This window comes from Vibrio sp. 2134-1, from assembly GCF_033339495.1.
This window is the reverse complement of sequence record NZ_JAWOUS010000002.1, coordinates 67,286-84,548: the sequence shown is the minus strand read 5'-3', so window position 1 is coordinate 84,548 and position 17,263 is coordinate 67,286. Positions and strand designations below refer to the sequence as shown.

The 17,263-nt window shown below is 40.7% G+C and carries 22 protein-coding genes and 1 pseudogene; 2 read left to right on the top strand and 21 right to left on the bottom strand.

Features of this window, described 5'->3' with window-relative positions; all coding sequences use genetic code 11:
- Position 1 precedes the first annotated feature (1 nt).
- The 9 genes from mnhG to R7R78_RS02735 form a co-directional block, all read right to left on the bottom strand.
- Complete coding sequence (gene mnhG, locus R7R78_RS02775; RefSeq protein ID WP_005373314.1) at positions 2-295, bottom strand: monovalent cation/H(+) antiporter subunit G; 294 nt, start codon at positions 293-295, stop codon at positions 2-4.
- Positions 295-573 carry a cation:proton antiporter gene (locus R7R78_RS02770; protein WP_005373317.1) on the bottom strand — a complete coding sequence of 93 codons (279 nt, stop codon included), beginning with the start codon at positions 571-573 and terminating at the stop codon, positions 295-297. The genes mnhG and R7R78_RS02770 overlap by 1 nt, the downstream gene beginning before the upstream one ends.
- A complete protein-coding gene (locus R7R78_RS02765) occupies positions 566-1,042 on the bottom strand; it encodes a Na+/H+ antiporter subunit E (RefSeq protein WP_104976188.1) in 477 nt (158 codons plus the stop codon). The genes R7R78_RS02770 and R7R78_RS02765 overlap by 8 nt, the downstream gene beginning before the upstream one ends.
- Positions 1,039-2,535 (bottom strand): Na+/H+ antiporter subunit D, encoded by a 1,497-nt coding sequence (locus tag R7R78_RS02760; RefSeq protein ID WP_182039772.1) that lies wholly within the window; start codon positions 2,533-2,535, stop codon positions 1,039-1,041. The genes R7R78_RS02765 and R7R78_RS02760 overlap by 4 nt, the downstream gene beginning before the upstream one ends.
- Positions 2,532-2,885 (bottom strand): Na+/H+ antiporter subunit C, encoded by a 354-nt coding sequence (locus R7R78_RS02755; protein ID WP_064369328.1) that lies wholly within the window; start codon positions 2,883-2,885, stop codon positions 2,532-2,534. Before R7R78_RS02755 ends, R7R78_RS02760 begins: the two co-directional genes overlap by 4 nt.
- A complete protein-coding gene (gene mbhE / locus R7R78_RS02750) occupies positions 2,885-5,554 on the bottom strand; it encodes a hydrogen gas-evolving membrane-bound hydrogenase subunit E (RefSeq protein WP_225472996.1) in 2,670 nt (889 codons plus the stop codon). The genes R7R78_RS02755 and mbhE overlap by 1 nt, the downstream gene beginning before the upstream one ends.
- A 164-nt stretch (positions 5,555-5,718) precedes the next feature.
- Entirely contained in the window at positions 5,719-5,910 is a 192-nt protein-coding gene (locus tag R7R78_RS02745) for a hypothetical protein (RefSeq protein WP_005373328.1), read from the bottom strand.
- A gap of 109 nt (positions 5,911-6,019) precedes the next feature.
- A complete protein-coding gene (locus R7R78_RS02740) occupies positions 6,020-6,955 on the bottom strand; it encodes a universal stress protein (protein WP_005373330.1) in 936 nt (311 codons plus the stop codon).
- A 393-nt stretch (positions 6,956-7,348) separates the two neighbouring features.
- Positions 7,349-8,068, bottom strand: coding sequence for an SDR family oxidoreductase (locus R7R78_RS02735; RefSeq protein ID WP_017633706.1), 720 nt, complete (start codon positions 8,066-8,068; stop codon positions 7,349-7,351).
- Between the two features lie 135 nt (positions 8,069-8,203).
- Here R7R78_RS02735 and R7R78_RS02730 point away from each other — a divergent pair, with 135 nt between their 5' ends.
- Positions 8,204-9,112 (top strand): LysR family transcriptional regulator, encoded by a 909-nt coding sequence (locus R7R78_RS02730; RefSeq protein ID WP_225472995.1) that lies wholly within the window; start codon positions 8,204-8,206, stop codon positions 9,110-9,112.
- Positions 9,113-9,202: 90 nt separating this feature from the next.
- Here R7R78_RS02730 and R7R78_RS02725 read toward each other — a convergent pair whose 3' ends face one another.
- Complete coding sequence (locus tag R7R78_RS02725; protein WP_225472994.1) at positions 9,203-9,976, bottom strand: AraC family transcriptional regulator; 774 nt, start codon at positions 9,974-9,976, stop codon at positions 9,203-9,205.
- 99 nt (positions 9,977-10,075) lie between these two features.
- Here R7R78_RS02725 and R7R78_RS02720 point away from each other — a divergent pair, with 99 nt between their 5' ends.
- Complete coding sequence (locus tag R7R78_RS02720) at positions 10,076-11,212, top strand: multidrug effflux MFS transporter (RefSeq protein WP_053304701.1); 1,137 nt, start codon at positions 10,076-10,078, stop codon at positions 11,210-11,212.
- A 114-nt stretch (positions 11,213-11,326) separates the two neighbouring features.
- Here the strand turns inward: R7R78_RS02720 and R7R78_RS02715 are convergent, their stop codons facing one another.
- The 11 genes and pseudogenes from R7R78_RS02715 to R7R78_RS02665 form a co-directional block, all read right to left on the bottom strand.
- Positions 11,327-11,737, bottom strand: a complete 411-nt coding sequence (locus R7R78_RS02715; RefSeq protein WP_017633710.1) for a hypothetical protein — start codon at positions 11,735-11,737, stop codon at positions 11,327-11,329.
- Between the two features lie 101 nt (positions 11,738-11,838).
- Positions 11,839-12,327 (bottom strand): hypothetical protein, encoded by a 489-nt coding sequence (locus tag R7R78_RS02710; protein WP_017633712.1) that lies wholly within the window; start codon positions 12,325-12,327, stop codon positions 11,839-11,841.
- A 21-nt stretch (positions 12,328-12,348) separates the two neighbouring features.
- Positions 12,349-12,792, bottom strand: coding sequence for an imm11 family protein (locus R7R78_RS02705; protein WP_025998544.1), 444 nt, complete (start codon positions 12,790-12,792; stop codon positions 12,349-12,351).
- A gap of 258 nt (positions 12,793-13,050) precedes the next feature.
- Positions 13,051-13,341: a hypothetical protein gene (locus R7R78_RS02700; protein ID WP_054576086.1), complete on the bottom strand. Its 291-nt coding sequence runs from the start codon at positions 13,339-13,341 to the stop codon at positions 13,051-13,053.
- Entirely contained in the window at positions 13,338-13,799 is a 462-nt protein-coding gene (locus R7R78_RS02695) for a hypothetical protein (RefSeq protein WP_230856627.1), read from the bottom strand. Before R7R78_RS02695 ends, R7R78_RS02700 begins: the two co-directional genes overlap by 4 nt.
- Positions 13,800-13,993: 194 nt before the next feature.
- Positions 13,994-14,485, bottom strand: coding sequence for a hypothetical protein (locus tag R7R78_RS02690; protein WP_017635715.1), 492 nt, complete (start codon positions 14,483-14,485; stop codon positions 13,994-13,996).
- Between the two features lie 9 nt (positions 14,486-14,494).
- Positions 14,495-15,066: pseudogene (locus R7R78_RS02685) on the bottom strand (hypothetical protein).
- 88 nt (positions 15,067-15,154) lie between these two features.
- A complete protein-coding gene (locus tag R7R78_RS02680; protein WP_157632379.1) occupies positions 15,155-15,307 on the bottom strand; it encodes a hypothetical protein in 153 nt (50 codons plus the stop codon).
- Positions 15,308-15,423: 116 nt separating this feature from the next.
- Positions 15,424-15,840 carry a phage terminase family protein gene (locus R7R78_RS02675; protein WP_225472991.1) on the bottom strand — a complete coding sequence of 139 codons (417 nt, stop codon included), beginning with the start codon at positions 15,838-15,840 and terminating at the stop codon, positions 15,424-15,426.
- A 50-nt stretch (positions 15,841-15,890) separates the two neighbouring features.
- Positions 15,891-16,460 carry a hypothetical protein gene (locus tag R7R78_RS02670; protein WP_053304698.1) on the bottom strand — a complete coding sequence of 190 codons (570 nt, stop codon included), beginning with the start codon at positions 16,458-16,460 and terminating at the stop codon, positions 15,891-15,893.
- Positions 16,457-17,263, bottom strand: a complete 807-nt coding sequence (locus R7R78_RS02665; RefSeq protein WP_017633750.1) for an AHH domain-containing protein — start codon at positions 17,261-17,263, stop codon at positions 16,457-16,459. Before R7R78_RS02665 ends, R7R78_RS02670 begins: the two co-directional genes overlap by 4 nt.

Genomic DNA, 17,263 nt, shown 5'->3' with positions numbered 1-17,263 from the left:
GTTAATCATTACGCCAAATCTTATATCCGACCTCTCGCATTGCTCTGCCGAGCAGGTGGGAGGCGACTGGCGCAGTGAGAACGATAAACAACATCGTACCGATAACCCGAGAGATCACGGTAACTTCAGGGAGTGAGAAAGCGACCGCTAATAACAAGCAGCTCACTCCGACAGTTCCAGCTTTGGTCGCTGCATGCATTCGGGTATACAAATCAGGAAGCCTCAGGACACCTAGACTTGCAACCAAGGTCAACAATGTTCCTAAGCATAAAAATAGTCCAATCAACACGTCCATTATTCTTTCTCCTTTCTTTTAACGATCAAACGTGCAAATGCGATCGTGCCGAGAAATGCAACCAAACCTAATGTAATGGCGATATCTAACAGAGCGTCCTCACCGCTGTCTAAGGTGTAAACCGTAATAAATCCGATAGTGATAAATGAAATCAGATCTAACGCCACAACTCGATCAGCTAGCGTTGGTCCTAGAATTAAACGAGCAAAAGCCATAACAAAGCTGAGTAGTAGCCCAGAATAGGCAAAAGTGACCGTTATTTGCAGCCAACTATCCACGCGTCACCTCCAAAATTCGATGCTCTAACCCATCTTTAATTCCGCGAATAACCTCTTCATGTTCAGGTGCAAACATGGCATGAACGATAAGATACTTTTTATCAGCCGTAACATCCAAACTAAGCGTGCCCGGTGTTAAAGAAACCATGTTCGCCAGTAATGTGATTTCTAGATCAGAATCGACCTCCAGAGGGACATAAACGATATCAGGCTGACTCAAATGAGTAGGTGTCACGACGTCCCACACCACTTTCGCAACCGATATAACCATTTCATAAGCGAAGTACATCAATAACTTCAATGCAGATGCAAAACGTTGAAAATAGCTCGTTTTCAATCCAAATGGTTGACTCAACCTTAAAGCAAAAAAACCGACCGTAAATCCGACAACAAAATTCAGACTCGAATAGCTGCCATTAAGCATCATCCACGCTAACGCTAAGAAAAAATTGAGGAATAGATAGATCATGCATTTCCTCCTAACACCACTCTGATGTATTCAGTCGGATTTAACAGTTGTTCTGCAGCTTGAACGGAAAATTGATAAAAAGGCTCCGCCACTAAGCCAATGATTAGCGTCAACGTTGTCAATACAATAATTGGAACGCAGTACAACCAATGTACTTTGGCCTGCAGAGTCTGTTCTGGCTTCTCTCTAAATGGCTTTTTCCAAAATGCCTCACTCCAAATTTTCGTCATCGAGTAGACAGTAAGCAACCCCACCAATAACGCGGTACCTGCTAACCAGTAATACTCAGCCTGTATGCTCGACTTGATGACCAATAGCTTTCCCCAGAAACCCGATAGCGGTGGGAAACCGGCCAGAGAAAACGCAGGGACAAGAAACAAGAACGCTAACCAAGGCATAGCTTTGTATACCCCACCCAAATGTTCAAGTTGACTAGAGCCATATTTGCGCTCGATGAATCCACCTATTAAGAACAAATTCGCTTTTACAATGATGTGATGAACAATGTAGAAAATGGCACCGGCTAAAGCTAAGGGAGTGTAAATAGCCAACCCCATGATCATATAGCCTATTTGGCTAATAATATGAAAAGAAAGAATTTTCTTAATGTCGAATTGGCTAGCCGCTCCTAAAACGCCCGTTAACATGGTTAGCCCTGCGACCCAAATTAACGTCGGTTGCCAACCACTCTCGGCGAGCGGAAATACCAAGGTAAAGACTCTTATCAACGCGTATACACCGACTTTAGTAAGCAACGCGGCAAACAGTGCCACCACACCGCTTGGTAACGTGTGATAAGAAGCTGGCAACCAAGCAAATAAAGGAAAGAGTGCCGCTTTAATAGAAAAGGCAAACAAAAATAGCGCGGACAGCATCATGTTGATGCTCAATTCATTTTCCCCTACTTTGGTGTAGAGATCGGCCAAGTTCAAGGTGCCCGTTGCGCCATACAATAAACCGATAGCAAGCAAAAATACCAGCGTCGAAATCAGGTTCAACATCACGTACTTTACTGCACCATCAACTTGAGTTTTCGTTGCATCTAACACCATTAAACCAAATGATGAAATGAGCATGACCTCAAACCAAACATACAGATTAAAAATATCTCCAGTCAGGAAAGCGCCATAAACGCCAGCAAGCAACATGTGCATTAACGCATGGTAATTGCTATAGGAAGGCTTTCGGTGAAGGTCCGCCATCGCGTAGAAAACACATATCGCACCAATCACCGCCGTTATCATCACCATAGCAACGCTGAGGTAATCTGCGACAAACACGATACCAAATGGCGCACTCCACTGACCAAAAGCAACGGCTTGAATACCATTATTTATGATGTTTTCTGTGAGAAAGCCCGCAACGAAAAGGTTCGAAATCGCACTTACACCGCTCAACCACTCAACACTTTTTGTTGAGCGACGGACGAAGAAGATAGTCAACGCCGTACTCAGCGAGAGAACAACCGGTAACGTAAGCAAAATCGAACTCATTGCCCCTCCTCAGAACGTTGCATTTCATCGACGTTTGCAGTTCCAGTGTCTTTATAAGCTCGATAGAACAGCATTAAAGCAAAAATAAGTAGTCCAAAACCGATGACTATCGCAGTTAAGATAAGCGCTTGAGGTAAAGGATTTGCCGCGCTATCTGGTGGTAAAAGAGCATTATCGCCAATCAATGGCGGCTCTCCGGGCGTCAGCCTTCCAGCGGTAAAAATAGCAAGGTTAACCGCACTACTGAGTAACATGATGCCGAACAAAAGGCGCAAGATATGCTTTTCAAGCATTAAATAAACACCTGCTGCGACAAATACTCCAACGACAACACTCCAAACTACTTCCATCACTCTAGCTCCTCATTAATACGAAGCAGCATACCCATCACGCCACCTATAACGGCAAGGTAAACACCAACATCAAAAACCAATGGCGTCCCTAGTGGTATCACGTCTTTCCACCACAGTCCGGTCAAAAACGGTTTATCAAACGCAAAGCTCAAAGCACCAGAAACTAAGCTCAATGCGATGCCAGATAACGCAATGAGAAATGGTTTGAAATACAACCTAGAACGAACGTATTTCGGTGATTCCGCGAACATGAGAAGTGATAAGCCAATAACGGCAATCAACGCACCAATAAAGCCACCACCCGGTTCATTATGACCACGTAACAATAGATACACTGAAAATACGAGCATGAGTGCCGAAACGATGTGTGCCGTGGTTGCAAAAATTAATGATTGGATACGATTTTGCTTTTTCGCTCTTGTCTTAAGCAAACTCACTGCCGCAATCCCAGCAATAACAACGACGACAACTTCTCCCAATGTATCAAATGCGCGAAAGTCGACCAGAATAACGTTAACAATGTTTCGCCCATGTCCACCCGGGACACTGTTTTCTGCAAAGAAATCTGACACCGAAGAGTCCATCGGCTGAGACGTGATTCCTAACAAAAGTAAAGTAACCGAAACTCCTATCACACCTGCTATGCAAATATTCGCTACTTTACGTTTTATTGAATGCTTGGGCACGGTGGTTAGACGCGGCATATGACGCATTAACAATGCAAGAAAGACCACCATTAATGTTTCCACTAACAGTAAAGTCTTCGCAACGTCCGGGGCGCTATAAATCATAAAAACAAGCGTAGTCATGAAGCCAATCATACCAAGCGCAGAAATCGCAAGAAGTCTTGCGTGGGACAACGTACATACGAGCGCAGCACCAATCAACAATAAGGCAATACCAATCTCATAGAAAGTGACACTTGAAAGTTCGCCAACCAAAGGCAGAGGAATAAGCGCTACCTGACTCAGTAACGCAACGGCAAGTAACGTGAAAAATAATAGGACATAGCGACTCAATTTCTTTTGCTGTAACCGCGCCGTTTGCCACTTCGCCACTGTCATCATGCCATCTAATAGTCGTTCAAAAATATTCTCCGCTTTGGGGACAAATAGATGTAGCCTCTGAAAAAATGCAGACACAGTAGGATAAACACGGTACACCACATACCCCAACGCTAGCGTAATAACGCTTAACACTAACGGTACATTCACGCCATGCCATAGTGATGTCTCTTTAAGAGCTGCTGTGGGCAGAATGTCAGCAGAGCCCGGAAAAATAATATTGCGATCTAACCAATTTAAACCGAATAACGGGACCAGGAGACTGCCAAGTGCCAAGAGCAAAGGCGAGATCCACATGGCTTTTTTTGTCTCAACTGGCTTAGTTTCAATCGGCACGAGATCACGGCGAGCAAAGAATGGTCTCGCAATAAGCATAATGGTTAGCGCGACCATCAGTATATTCACGATTAAAAGTACAAAGGCGATCCAGTTATTGAGCTCTACTGCGGACTTATACATGTATTCTTTGCTCAAAAAGCCTAACAACGGCGGGAACCCCGCTTTAGACAATGCAGCTAAACTCCCCGCAACCATGCTGATGACGAGAACTGACTTCAGACCGTACAATTGATCAATATCTCGTGTTCCTGTCGCTTTGTCGATATTACCCACCACCATAAACAGCGCAGCTTTATAGAAAGAGTGAGCGAGAATAAACATCAATACTGCACTAACGGCCAAATCTGTGCCCATACCTAGTAATAATGTTAATTTACCCAAAGCAACATTCGTGCTGTAGGCTAGCATCAGCTTCAAGTCAGTTTGTTTTAATGCGACAAATGTGCACCAAATGGCCGTGATACTCCCAGTGATGACTAAAGCATAAAACCAGATCTCGCTGTGGGCATAAACTGGCGATAAACGTGCTAATAGGTAAATGCCTGCCTTTACCATTGTTGCCGAGTGTAAATACGCACTGACCGGAGTGGGAGCTGCCATCGCGTTAGGTAGCCAAAAATGAAACGGGAATTGCGCAGATTTAGTAAATGCACCGAGTAGTATGAGCACTAGAGATGGGATAAACCATTCATGCTGCGCAATAGTGTCTGCCTGCTCGATAATGGTATTTAGCTCATAACTCCCTGCCATTGCTCCCAGCAAGATAAGACCAGCTAGCAACGCTAGCCCACCAGCACCGGTAACAATCAGCGACTGCAAGGCGTTTTTCCGAGACGTTTTATTTTCGTGATTAAACCCGATCAGTAAGTAAGAAGTGATGGTGGTGAGTTCCCAGAAAACAAATAACAACAGAATGTTATCGCTCATCACAATCCCTAGCATGGCAAGCATGAATAGGGTTAGATACAAATGAAAGGAAAACCGGCTATCACTTTCTCGTAAATAAGCCAACGCGTAGATTTGAATCAGTGCGCCAATCCCACTGATCAGTCCCGCAAAAAGAAATGAAAGACCATCTAATCTAAAGCTAAGGTTGATATCGAGGCTTGGTATCCATTCCGCATTCCAGCTCACGCCTGCAGGAGTATAGATATAGAAGAGAAAAGAGAAGATTAAAACTGGCAGCGCAGGGAAAATCAGTAAGACCAACTGATTATCTAGGTTTTTCGGCAGGTTTTCTTTACCCGTTATGTTATTCAACATCGCAGCCCATTCGTTATTATAAGAAGGTACGCGCTATTCGGCGCAAATGACAAACTCCACTGTATTGTTTTAGCCCAAGCGCTTCAAAAACGATCATGAAACCAAGGGAAAAGTAGCAAACAGTAATCACTGAGTGCTACTTAGAGGAACGCCGATACAAACCGCTATTTGCTGTCTGCTACGGCATAAGAACGTAGGTCACTACTTACGTGTTCTTGGCTGAATGTATATGGATTATCGTCATCAGCTAACTCGAATGCATCGTAGGTGCAGTCACCGATATCATTTCTCGGACAAACATAAACATTCGAACGTTCTATCATTTCTGTGTGGCATTTCGGGCATAGGTTTTTCATGTCACTCTCCTCTGATAACTTATTGATACATTGATAATTCCATGTTCTAGAGATCCATCTCCCTCCTTTACCTAAAACATCACTTAAACCCAACTTTGTTACACCCCAATTACTGAATCGGTGAGACAAAACCATCGGGCTTAAGAGCGACCAAACTACAGTTAATCGATTGCAAAATATTTTCAGCCGTATTACCAATGACATAGCCAGATATACCAGTTCTCGCTAAGGTTCCCATTACCAGCACGTCTACCTCAATACTCTCTACGTAATCTGGAATCTTTTCGTCGGGTTTTCCATGCAGGTGGTGAATCACAATTTCACCTGTAATCCCAGACTCCTCCAACAGCTGTTGCAGAGCTTGTTTATGATCGGCTTTTGCTTTGTCGAGTTCATGTTTCAACTCAGCATCATCGACTTGAATCCAAGCGTTACCATTAAGGTAGTTTTCTAAGTAATACTCCCAGCAAGAAATCACGTGTAAACGACTATCGCAGGTGTCGGCTATCGAACGCGATAATTCGAGTAAACGCACGGCTAATGAGTGCTGTTCATCGCTTGCCGTTAATGGGTCGATAGCCACAGCAACACGGCGCTTATCTCTTGGCTTATCAATTGGTCGGTGCAACCAAAGCGGACAAGGGCATTTTCGTAACAGAGTCATATCAATAGCTTTGAAACCCTCAGCACCTTCACCGAGCGGTTCAGCTTCTTTGATGATGAGATCTTTGTTATCAGCTAATGCTTCTTGAATAATACAGACAGCGGGCTTTTCACTGCTTTTCACAGTAAGAGGAAATGCGAGATCCTCTTCAGAGAGTCCCAGCTTCTGTCTGTATTCGTGAATACTTTGTTTGAGGGAGTCTTGCAGCGATTGCTCATAACTTTGCTGATACTGGATCATGTCTGTTGGGAAATCAGGACACGCTATTAGCCCTGAGACAGGCACTTTGTTGCTAGATGCAATCCTCATCGCTTGTTCGAGGGCGTCACTATGGCCTGGCAATCCTTGTGTTGCAAAAAGTATGTTTGCGAATCGTTTCATACACACCTCCTTGTTTGGTTAAATATTAACCACCCACAAAGTATAATACCTAACGGATAATTGTAACGGCTTGTGACGTTGATGAAATCAATTCTCATTAAGAGACGGATATTGCTTCATTTTGTTTTACGTCACACTCTCCTTTCTTCACAACTATCGCCTTCGACCTAAATAAATTCCGCTACCTAAAATTGAGACCAAATAAAAACCCAAATTACTCAAAGTTTTTTCTCACCTTGAGTAACTTGGGTATAAGCAATAACACACTTAGTGTCCGGATTTAAATGGATGACCTAAATTTTCACGCAACTTAGTTTAAAGATGCCATCTCAATCACGAATCGATATGCAAAGTTTTACGGCTTTAGTGACCTAAAATCGCCGTAACTCAATGTTAAGGTTGTTGTTTTGTCGGTGCCAAAGCAATTTCACGAACACATACACCTTGCGGTTGCTGATAAGCAAACAGCACTGCTCGTGCAATGTCGTCTGCTGCCAACACGCCGCCCATATCCACCTTCCAAGCGTCATAGCCATCTTTAATATCTTGAGACGTTGTATGTGAAAGTAATTCCGTTTCCACTGCACCAGGTGCAATCGTCGTAACGCGAACATTCGATGACGCAACTTCTTCACGTACGTTTTCAGAAATAGCATGAACCGCAAATTTGGTACCGCAATAAGCAGCATGATCAGGGAATGTTTTCTTGCCCGCGATAGAGCTGATGTTAATGATCGTACCACTGTTACGTGCTTTCATAGGTGCTAGGACGGACTGCATGCCATTGAGCAAACCAATTACGTTCACATCAAACATGCGCTTCCACTCCGATGCTTCCTGAGTATCTATCTGACCGAGAAGCATAACGCCTGCGTTATTTACAAGTGCATCTACCGGACCATACAACGCTTCAGCTTTCTCAATTGCAGCCTCAAAAGAAGATTTGTCGGTCACATCTACCTTTTCACAAAGCGTATTTGGTAAGTTTAATGCTTCCAAACGTTCTACACGTCTTGCTAACAAAAGAAGAGCATGGCCCTGTTCACTGAAGTGACGTGCAATCGCTTCACCAATGCCTGAACTAGCGCCTGTAATAACAATTAACTTTTTCATTTTGAATCCTTAATCGAACGGTTTACATCAGTGGCGGTAAGTTTAAGAAAACTTTGTTTGTTGATATATACCGACCTAGTTGAAACACTGTTGTTATACTGCAACAATACTTTTTTGAATTATGAAGAAGTCATCATGCAAACACACATCAACCTTGCGGATATTCGCTCTTTCGTCCTAATCGCTCAACTAGGAAACTTCACGAAAGCAGCAGAGCAACTTGGCGTTTCTCGCTCACACGTTTCACGTCAAATAACAAATCTGGAGCAACAGATTGGTGTCACTTTGCTACAAAGGACCACTCGAACACTGAACCTCACCGAAGCAGGCAAGGTTCTGTATAAACAGTGTGAAACTGCCCTTCACAATATTGATCAAGCTGTTATGGCAGTGGTTGATGATGTAGAAGACTTAAGAGGTGACATTCGTATCAACTGTGTGGGGGGCTATTTAGGAGAAGACGTTGTCGCAGATATCGTTGCTCAATTTCTAATCCAACACCCACAAGTGAGCATTAACTTAGATTTTAGTAGCCATCGTGTCGATTTAATCGCGGATGAATTCGATATCGCTTTTCGAATGGGAAAGTTAGACGACTCCAACTTTATCGCTCGTAAACTGATCGATGTGAAAATGGGGACATACGCAAGCCCAAACTATTTAGAAACATATGGCTATCCTTCGCATCCAAAGGACTTAGAAAAACACATTTGTTTGACAGGTAGTGTGACACGGTGGGCATTTGAGAACACAAATACAAAGCAGTCAACGGAACACCAGATACGTGGACAGTTACGATGTAAGAGTGGCAGAGTAATGATAAAAGCAGCCCTGGCGGGAAATGGCATCATCCGTGTGCCAGCACTTTATTGTCAACAAGAACTCCAGACAGGCAAGCTAAAAGAAGTGTTTACCAATTGGAGCATTCCGAGTGTGGAATTTTCACTCCTTTATCATCACGACCGACATCAACCAAAACGCATCCGAGCCTTTGTTGATTTTACCACGCAATACTTTCGCAAACTGCAGAGTAAAGACAAGTAACCTGCACGTTGGTACCTGTCTATGTATGCTTTATAGGCTGAGCCTGTGAACCTGGGGGTTGTTCTAGAAAGAGTGTGAGCATTTTGACGCTTAAGGCTTGGTTTTCATAAACGTCAGAGGTGTTTGTCCAGTTTGCTTTTTGAAAAATGCAATAAAAGCACTGTCTGACGAAAACTCCAGCCAATCGGCAGCTGCGCTGACTGGCATGCCCGTTGATAACAATTCAACTGCTTTTAAAAGCCTCCACTGTTGCCGCCAATCTTGATAATTCATTCCCGTTTCCGACTTAAATAATCGTGTTACCGTCTTGGTGCTTGCCCCCACTTTGCTTGCAAGAGTAGTAAGCGAAGGAGCTAGAAATGAAGGTTCAACCAACTCTCGACGAAACGTTGTTAAGAGCCGATGCGATGGCAAAGGCAACTGAAACGAATAACGTTTCGCAGCATAAAACTCCTCCCAAAAAAGCGCCGTCGTATTTACCATCTCGCTGCTAGGCTTATCCCACTCCCAAAATGACATTTTATCAATAAGAGCTTGGAGCAAATTATTCACTTCTATCATCGTGATCTTACTCGGACAGGCAAACTCCTCACAATCAAAATACAAAGATCGATACGCCACCACATTCGTCATTAGTGCGCGATGCGGCGTATTAGGTGGGATCCAAACCGCCTTTGTCGGTGGCAAAATACAAATCGAGTCTTCCAGAGCAAAACTCATACAACCTTGAGGTGCGTACAATAACTGCCCTTTCTTGTGCATATGCATACCTGAGTCGTGCTTGCCAATATCAGCAGCAATTCCCACTACATAATTAGTAATCTTGTCTGCATCAAATTGTGTTTTTTCGTTAATAAGCGCCATTTTGTCCGAATGTTGATGTATTTGGTTTTTATGTTGTTATTAGATCAATCATAGCCTCATTTATACTGCCCGCCAACTTCATTAACGATGGGTAACAATATGAATACTAAGCCCTCTTTATGGCTCATGCTGGTTATGTTGATGTTTCCGCAAATTGTAGAAACTATTTATAGCCCAGCGTTGAGCTCAATCGCTCTATCATTTGATGTAAACCACGCACAAGCAGCCCAAACATTGTCGATTTACTTCCTAGCTTTTGCCATTGGCGTTGTAGTTTGGGGAGTTCTCGCAGATAAACTGGGAAGAAGGCCCACCATGCTTATTGGGCTCTTTATCTATGGTTGCGCATCTTTACTCGCAACTCAAACCGAAAGCTTTGCTGTTGTCATGACCGCGCGAGCCCTAAGCGCATTTGGTATCGCGGTAGGATCCGTTGTCACACAGACCATGCTTCGTGACGCGTTTGACGGCCAAGAACTGAGTAAAGTCTTCAGCTTAATGGGGATGGGCATATCAATCAGCCCGGTAGTTGGCATGCTATTAGGTGGGCAGCTTACAGCGTTCGGTGGATACCGTTATGTGTTTTTTGCCTTGTTTTTAATCGCGTTAGTATTACTCGCTTATAACGTTATTAAGCTTCCTGAAACACAGAAGGAACAGACACCAGTGCGGTTGCATCAACTTAGCTGGGAAATGGTAAGAGACGCGCGAATTTGGCGCTCAGGATTATTGGTTGCTTTGTATAACATTGCTCTATTTTCTTATTACCAGCTTGGCGCATTTACTTTCTCAGCACTTGGGTATAACTCCGAACAATTTGGATACAGTGGCATGGTACTGGGGTTAGGCACTCTGCTTGGGAGTTATTTAAACAAATCCCTAGTGTCTAAAAATGTTCGAAAAAGCCAACTACTTTGGCTCTCAGCAGTATTGCTTAGTTTGGGATCAGTCGGTGTGTTGATTCTGAGCCAATCAATCTGGTTTGTTGCTCCAATGGTGTTAGTCGTCATGTCTTATGGGATTGCGATACCCAATATACTCAGTGACGCACTCGTTGATTATAAACAACAGGTAGGTAGCGCAGGCGCTTTATTTGGGCTCATGTACTACATCATGATCGGGACGGGACTAGCGATGGCTGGAACAGCACAAAACTTAGGTGTCGTTCTATTAGCATGTAGCTGTTTAGCGATTTTATTAGCGTTTTCTAAAAGGCAAGTTCATACCAACTTGTGACCAGATACTACGCATTGCTTGCCTAATCTTCCGAAGATTGGTCTACATCTTTTCTAACGGTTAACTCAAACGTAAATAAAAAGCGCCTGTCGGCGCTTTAATTATCCATAGATCTTATTGCCATGTTGGCTCGCCAAACTCTTCACAACGTTGCTTGTCGTAATTTTCAATGCGCCCGCGTTTACCTACAAACTGAACCTGAACAACCATTCCAGCTTCAACATATTCACTGAAATAATCGCAAGAAACACGAAAACTAGTATCGCGTATCACAATTGGTACCCATTCATAGCCGCCGCTGCGTGGTAAGTAAGACTTGAAGGTAATGACCCCGTCATCTGAAACGTTGATTTCTTCATCATATTCATTCAACTTATAAAAACGTTGTCCATCAAACTCTGCCTTTGCTTTTTCAATTATTTCGTTCGTTGCTGTCGATTGCATCGGCGTATTTGAGACCAGTTGACACCCAACAACAGATGTCAATACGGACAAAGTCAAAGCGAGTTTAGTTATTTTATTCATTTACCTAACCACTGTTGAATTATTCAACACTTACCACTTTAAAAGGAGGGAGACCATACTTTATTTTAAAGAAAATAAAAAGCGCCTTTCGGCGCTATTAATTATACATCCCTTACCCAAACGTCTTTGACGTCTTTCTTAAGAAGGTCAATCACACTCTGGTGAATAAAAACTAATCCAAAGTCTTCTTCTAGTTTAAATATTAATCGTTCTTCTAAGGGAATATTTTCTAATTTAGAGAAATCAAACTCCGTTGACTCGATGTCTAACCAGTTTAACTTGCCGTATTGTTTTTCTTTGTCCGTCAATTTATAAGTTTGATGGATGTAAGGCATTCGATAATCTTCGTAAACTTTAATTTGATCATCTGTTGGTTGGCCTGGAGAACAATCGACACGAGCGTCTAACCACTCTACTCCGTGTACGACCAGTTTCTCCACTTTTGACGCAATATCGCTGATGATAAATAACTTTGGAGAAAAGGTCATTTCAAGCAGTAAATCAGGCTCAACTGGCACTATTGGCTTAGGGCTTTGCTGGAATGGGAAGTCAGTCAAAGATTGTTTAGATAAAACTATGTAGTTAGTCATTATTCTATTTACCTACTTACACTAGACTCGGGGCGTCTCTTCGGATGTATCAAATGAAAAGGCAACGATACTAGTGTTTATTTTACCCTCCTCATCTAAACGGACAAGCGCTTCAAACAACTCGATTGAGAAGAACGTTTTTGTCATTCCGACAGGTTTAAAAACATGCCTCTTGCTATCCGGAAGTTCCTTGATCTTTTCATCAGATAAGTAAAAACGAGTAGTTACGTCAGTCACTTTTATGCTTTTATCATAATCAACGACATCTACTAAGTTATCTACTGCTATTATGTAGCGCTCAGTTAACACTCCGTCTCCGGAACAGGTTAATTTTGCGGGATAAACTTCAACACCGTATGGGTCGAAACTCATAATTAGTTCAGCAATAGGCTTAGTGACATTAAAAGCGCCACCTTTGATTAAATCTAATGCTTCAATTTCATAGATATCATCATCTTTCCACACAATCTCACTTTTACAAGAAGTAGGAGTGAAATCATTATCATCATAGAAAGACGACCGAATATCAACGGAAGTAAATAATGATTCACCCTCGTTAAAGTCCTCATTTAAGTATGTTATTTGCATTTTAAACGTAGAAAGCTCCTAATTTCATTACGTAAACAAGGTTGACAACCAGTACAAACACGATCAGTTATACTAGATACTAAAAAATCGATCAAAACATAAAATTTATTTTTAAATAGATCTTCATATAAGTCTTTAGAAAAAAACATGCCCTTCTTCATTTGTAAAAAACGAACTTTCATCTCGTAATATTGGTTCCAACTTATAATAACCAGACAAAAAATAATCTGTCTTAAAATAACGGATTGATATAACACCCTCAGTTAAATTAAGAGCATCAATATAACGTATTTTCCTTTTAACATAATCACTTATAAAAATACTTAATCCGTATGTTTGGGATATATCCGGCTCAACTTTAACAAGTCGGATTTTATAATTATACAAGCTAACTAGGTCATCAATTTTATGCTCTGTATAATTCATGACATTTCCCATTCAACTGACCAATCGGAAGCCTTTTGATACTTTGCATATGAAAAACTCTTAACAGAGTTGATTTTCTCTATAATTGATTTATGAAAAAAAACAACGATAGAACCATAAGAGGGTTTGAATACCAACCTTTCCTCGACGGGTATTTCTGATAATAGATCAAAGTTAAACCCCTTAACTTCATTCTCTATATCGATAATATTATAACAATGAAGATAAACAAACTCTTTCTCTTTGATCTTAGCAGGAACAAGTGAGTTTTTGTATAGCATTAATTCTGATAATACTGCAAGAAAATCCAGGTCAAACAATATCTCAGTGTTGACAGAAACATCAAACGGAGCATCGATAGCGCTGAAATTCTTTAAGCTAATACACTCAAAGTTAACATGCATGGTTGTAGATATCGCTTTATCCATTAACAAACTAAATCCACGTTCATCTTCCATGTTTACTACAAAATTCACCTTTGTGTAGTCATTTGATAACACATAATATTCTTCACTAATTGGTATCACACCATGCTTCTTAAACAAATAATAAAAAGAAGGCTAAGCGTTCAGCTTGCGTTTCCTCTTACAAAATACTCAACACATTACATAAATTGAAGTTACGTGCTCAAAAAAGCGCCTTTCGGCGCTTATTATACATCCCTAACCCAAACGTCCTTGACGTCTTTTTTAAGAAGGTCAATCACACTTTTGTGAATGAAAACTAAGCCAAAATCTTCTTCTAGTTTAAATATCAATCGTTCTTCTAAGGGGATATTTTCTAATTTAGAGAAATCAAACTCTGTTGACTCGATATCTAACCAGTTCAACTTGCCATATTGTTTTTCTTTATCCGTCAATTTATAAGTTTGATGTATGTAAGGCATACGATAATCTTCGTAAACTTTAATTTCATCATCAGATGGCTGGCTTGGAGAACAATCCACGCGAGCGTCTAACCACTCTACTCCGTGTACGACCAGTTTCTCTACTTTTGACGCAATATCACTGATGATAAATAGCTTCGGAGAAAAAGTCATTTCCAAAAGCAGATCAGGCTCTACTGGCACTATTGGTTTAGGGGTTTGCTGGAATGGGAAGTTAGTTAAGTTTTGCTTTGTTAAAATAATATAGTCTTCTTTCATTATTTTCCCCTAAAATTTAGGTGCACGCATAGATGTATTCTTCTTCATTTTCCTAACTAGAGAAAATCTTGAATCATTACTAATCAAATCATAGATTTCTGGAGCGAAAAATACTGCAGTATCAGCTCCTTTAGCCCTATAAACCACCCGTTTATGGAAGGGGATCTTTAAAATTTTCTCTGGGCTTAGAAACAATCGGTGGACGATCAGGTCCCCATTGTTTGGTGATACTTCTACAACACTTCGTTCAAAGTCGACAACGTCTTGAATGTTATTCAGAGCTAGTATATATCGATCGGTGATGACTCCATCTTTAGTCGATAGTGATGCTGGATAAAACTCTACACCATAAGGATCAAAGCTCATTACAAGATCTGCAAATTCTTTAGTAACACATATGTCACCATTGTCCGAAATGGGGTGAACCATGGAGGAAGTTACATTTTATCCTCCCATCTTATTGGACTCTCCGAACTCGTTGGGTGAAAATTATTTGTACTATATAGAAATTCACGATCATCCACACATTGGAATACCGTTGAACTTCTCATATAGTCCTCAGAGATTACCGAAAACTCCATCTTATACATCTTTATTGTTTGGTAATTATCTTGCTTTGCTCTCTTACACTCATAAGGCGATATTACTAGTGAAGGAATTAAAAACACATCAATAATCTTCTGTAGGAGCAAACCTTTTTACAAGCGGAATTGGCTGATTAGGATATGTTAATACGTTGGATGGAACCGAATAAGAAAATTCATCCGGAAAATCATAAAGTGGTGTTTCAACAATTTCTCTAGCAAAGTAATAATCGCTCATTTACAACTTCTGACGTTCTTATTTTATTCTTGTTCTTTAATTCAACAGGCATCAGCGGTGCTTCAATCGTAGTATTAAAGAAAAAGCGCCATGAGACGCTTTTCAATGCTGGCAGTCTAATAACGGCCATATGGAGCTGTGGTATCATACCATACATCGACACATCCAGCTGACTTCAAGTCTTTAACGAAGTTCTCACTAATATATAATTCATTATTCTCGTTAAAAACAAAAGCATATTTTTCTTCTACTTCTAAATCTGTCAGGGTTGGGAATTGTAAAAGTTCAATTGTTTTATAATCATCAAACTGTCTATCATAATCGTCGGGATTACTACCAAAATCAAAATGACTATCCCAAGTATCTTTTCCTTCTAACCAAAATTCATTTAACTTTTCTAAAATTTCTTCCCAAATTACGAATCGGATAGTATTGTCAAAAATAATAAACAAGTCAGGGTTAGAAAAAACCATACCTGATCTTTTTTCTGGTAGAATATTGCTTAAATTTTCTTTAATAAACTTAATATACATATTACTTTAGGATTGTTATTTACATAAAAGTCATTTAAATTTAATTTCATCTATCTAAAGTCTGAATAGCCGTCTGCCGGTATAAATTCCACACCGACTAGCTTAGAATTTTTTATTTTTTCAACTAAACTTTTATGGAAAAAAACACACTTCAACCAACCAGGATCTATCACTATCTGTCTTCTATCTACTGGTATAGTCTGAATTAGTTTTTCATCTAATATAAGATTAAGAATACCACTAATCATCTCATCACCATTAGAATCCTTTCGGTACCTCTTGATCTTACTTTCAGATCTATCAATCAACTTAATCTCGTTGACAACTTGTAGCATAAGAAAATCATGTTCGCCTTTATCATGAAGTTTAATATCGACCCAATTAACCCCAAAAATGTTATTAAAATCTAATTTCGAAAATTCATTTTTCTTAATCGAGAAATTTGGCATTTCAAGTATATCTGGGATTTCATAATCATCTTGTGGAAGAAATTCGACTATCAAGGGAACAGGTGCTTTAGGGTAAGTAAAACTCGTTAAGGGCACGGAATCGATGTATTCATCTGGAAAACAATAAATTGGGGAATTGACACACTCTCTTGCAAAAAAATATTCACTCATTTTCCAACCTCAAGTTTTCTAGGTTTCATAGTCTTACCTTTTACATTCTTTATATTGTGTTTTTCTTCCGGTAGCTTGGAAGATCTACTTGGGCATGCGCTTCTTGATTTATTCTTGCTTTCTATATTACTCTCGCCTGCACAACCTATGTCACTTGCCGGAGAGTAATCATGACCAAAAGTCGAAATTGTATATAAAAAGCTATCTAAACACACTAAAACGTCTTCAGAGACGTCGTCTAAATCAGACTGAAAGTGCCTTTTATTCCCTGATTTGCAATAATAGCCTCTTCTTGCACTTTCTTTTACACCTTTAATATCTCGATTAACTGACTTTATATACTTTATATCATCCAGCCGCAACTTAGATGCTACGGGGTCAGGAACCTTTGTTACCGGAATTGATGTAAGTTCACCACTTTCAAGATCTGAACTTGTTTCCCAAAACTGTTCTTGCTCGGTCTTGAAGTCCAAACCTCCACCATGGCCAGACTTATGGACGTGTGTATTGACTTGACAAGCGATATCCGTTTTGGAAGGGAACATTACCCCATTTTTCCAGGTGTTTATATCATACTCATATGCTTCTCTGTATTTTTTCCACTCTGGAGTATCTAAGTTTTTAGTTGTTATGATGTGGTGAGCCTGAAGTCCGAACTGTCCGTCATCCCCCTTCAAACGTCCATCCGCCCATAAATGTTCATTGAAGCCCGACTTATAGTGCTTAGATTTAATTGCTTTTGCTAAAGCAGGCCCTGAACCTTTTATAAGACTATGTGTTTTTGCAGTTGAGTTTTTAGCCAT

What these genes read in the sequence shown, in the direction of transcription:
- R7R78_RS02710 (WP_017633712.1), bottom strand. Translation starts at nt 12,327, where the DNA reads ATGACTAACTACATAGTTTTATCTAAACAATCTTTGACTGACTTCCCA.
- R7R78_RS02690 (WP_017635715.1), bottom strand. Translation starts at nt 14,485, where the DNA reads ATGAAAGAAGACTATATTATTTTAACAAAGCAAAACTTAACTAACTTC.
- R7R78_RS02735 (WP_017633706.1), bottom strand. Translation starts at nt 8,068, where the DNA reads ATGAAAAAGTTAATTGTTATTACAGGCGCTAGTTCAGGCATTGGTGAA.
- R7R78_RS02725 (WP_225472994.1), bottom strand. Translation starts at nt 9,976, where the DNA reads ATGGCGCTTATTAACGAAAAAACACAATTTGATGCAGACAAGATTACT.
- R7R78_RS02680 (WP_157632379.1), bottom strand. Translation starts at nt 15,307, where the DNA reads ATGAGCGATTATTACTTTGCTAGAGAAATTGTTGAAACACCACTTTAT.
- R7R78_RS02730 (WP_225472995.1), top strand. Translation starts at nt 8,204, where the DNA reads ATGCAAACACACATCAACCTTGCGGATATTCGCTCTTTCGTCCTAATC.
- R7R78_RS02765 (WP_104976188.1), bottom strand. Translation starts at nt 1,042, where the DNA reads ATGATCTATCTATTCCTCAATTTTTTCTTAGCGTTAGCGTGGATGATG.
- R7R78_RS02665 (WP_017633750.1), bottom strand. Translation starts at nt 17,263, where the DNA reads ATGGCTAAAAACTCAACTGCAAAAACACATAGTCTTATAAAAGGTTCA.
- mnhG (WP_005373314.1), bottom strand. Translation starts at nt 295, where the DNA reads ATGGACGTGTTGATTGGACTATTTTTATGCTTAGGAACATTGTTGACC.
- R7R78_RS02740 (WP_005373330.1), bottom strand. Translation starts at nt 6,955, where the DNA reads ATGAAACGATTCGCAAACATACTTTTTGCAACACAAGGATTGCCAGGC.
- R7R78_RS02720 (WP_053304701.1), top strand. Translation starts at nt 10,076, where the DNA reads ATGAATACTAAGCCCTCTTTATGGCTCATGCTGGTTATGTTGATGTTT.
- mbhE (WP_225472996.1), bottom strand. Translation starts at nt 5,554, where the DNA reads ATGTTGAATAACATAACGGGTAAAGAAAACCTGCCGAAAAACCTAGAT.
- R7R78_RS02755 (WP_064369328.1), bottom strand. Translation starts at nt 2,885, where the DNA reads ATGGAAGTAGTTTGGAGTGTTGTCGTTGGAGTATTTGTCGCAGCAGGT.
- R7R78_RS02700 (WP_054576086.1), bottom strand. Translation starts at nt 13,341, where the DNA reads ATGAATTATACAGAGCATAAAATTGATGACCTAGTTAGCTTGTATAAT.
- R7R78_RS02745 (WP_005373328.1), bottom strand. Translation starts at nt 5,910, where the DNA reads ATGAAAAACCTATGCCCGAAATGCCACACAGAAATGATAGAACGTTCG.
- R7R78_RS02760 (WP_182039772.1), bottom strand. Translation starts at nt 2,535, where the DNA reads ATGAGTTCGATTTTGCTTACGTTACCGGTTGTTCTCTCGCTGAGTACG.
- R7R78_RS02715 (WP_017633710.1), bottom strand. Translation starts at nt 11,737, where the DNA reads ATGAATAAAATAACTAAACTCGCTTTGACTTTGTCCGTATTGACATCT.
- R7R78_RS02695 (WP_230856627.1), bottom strand. Translation starts at nt 13,799, where the DNA reads ATGGAAGATGAACGTGGATTTAGTTTGTTAATGGATAAAGCGATATCT.
- R7R78_RS02675 (WP_225472991.1), bottom strand. Translation starts at nt 15,840, where the DNA reads ATGTATATTAAGTTTATTAAAGAAAATTTAAGCAATATTCTACCAGAA.
- R7R78_RS02670 (WP_053304698.1), bottom strand. Translation starts at nt 16,460, where the DNA reads ATGAGTGAATATTTTTTTGCAAGAGAGTGTGTCAATTCCCCAATTTAT.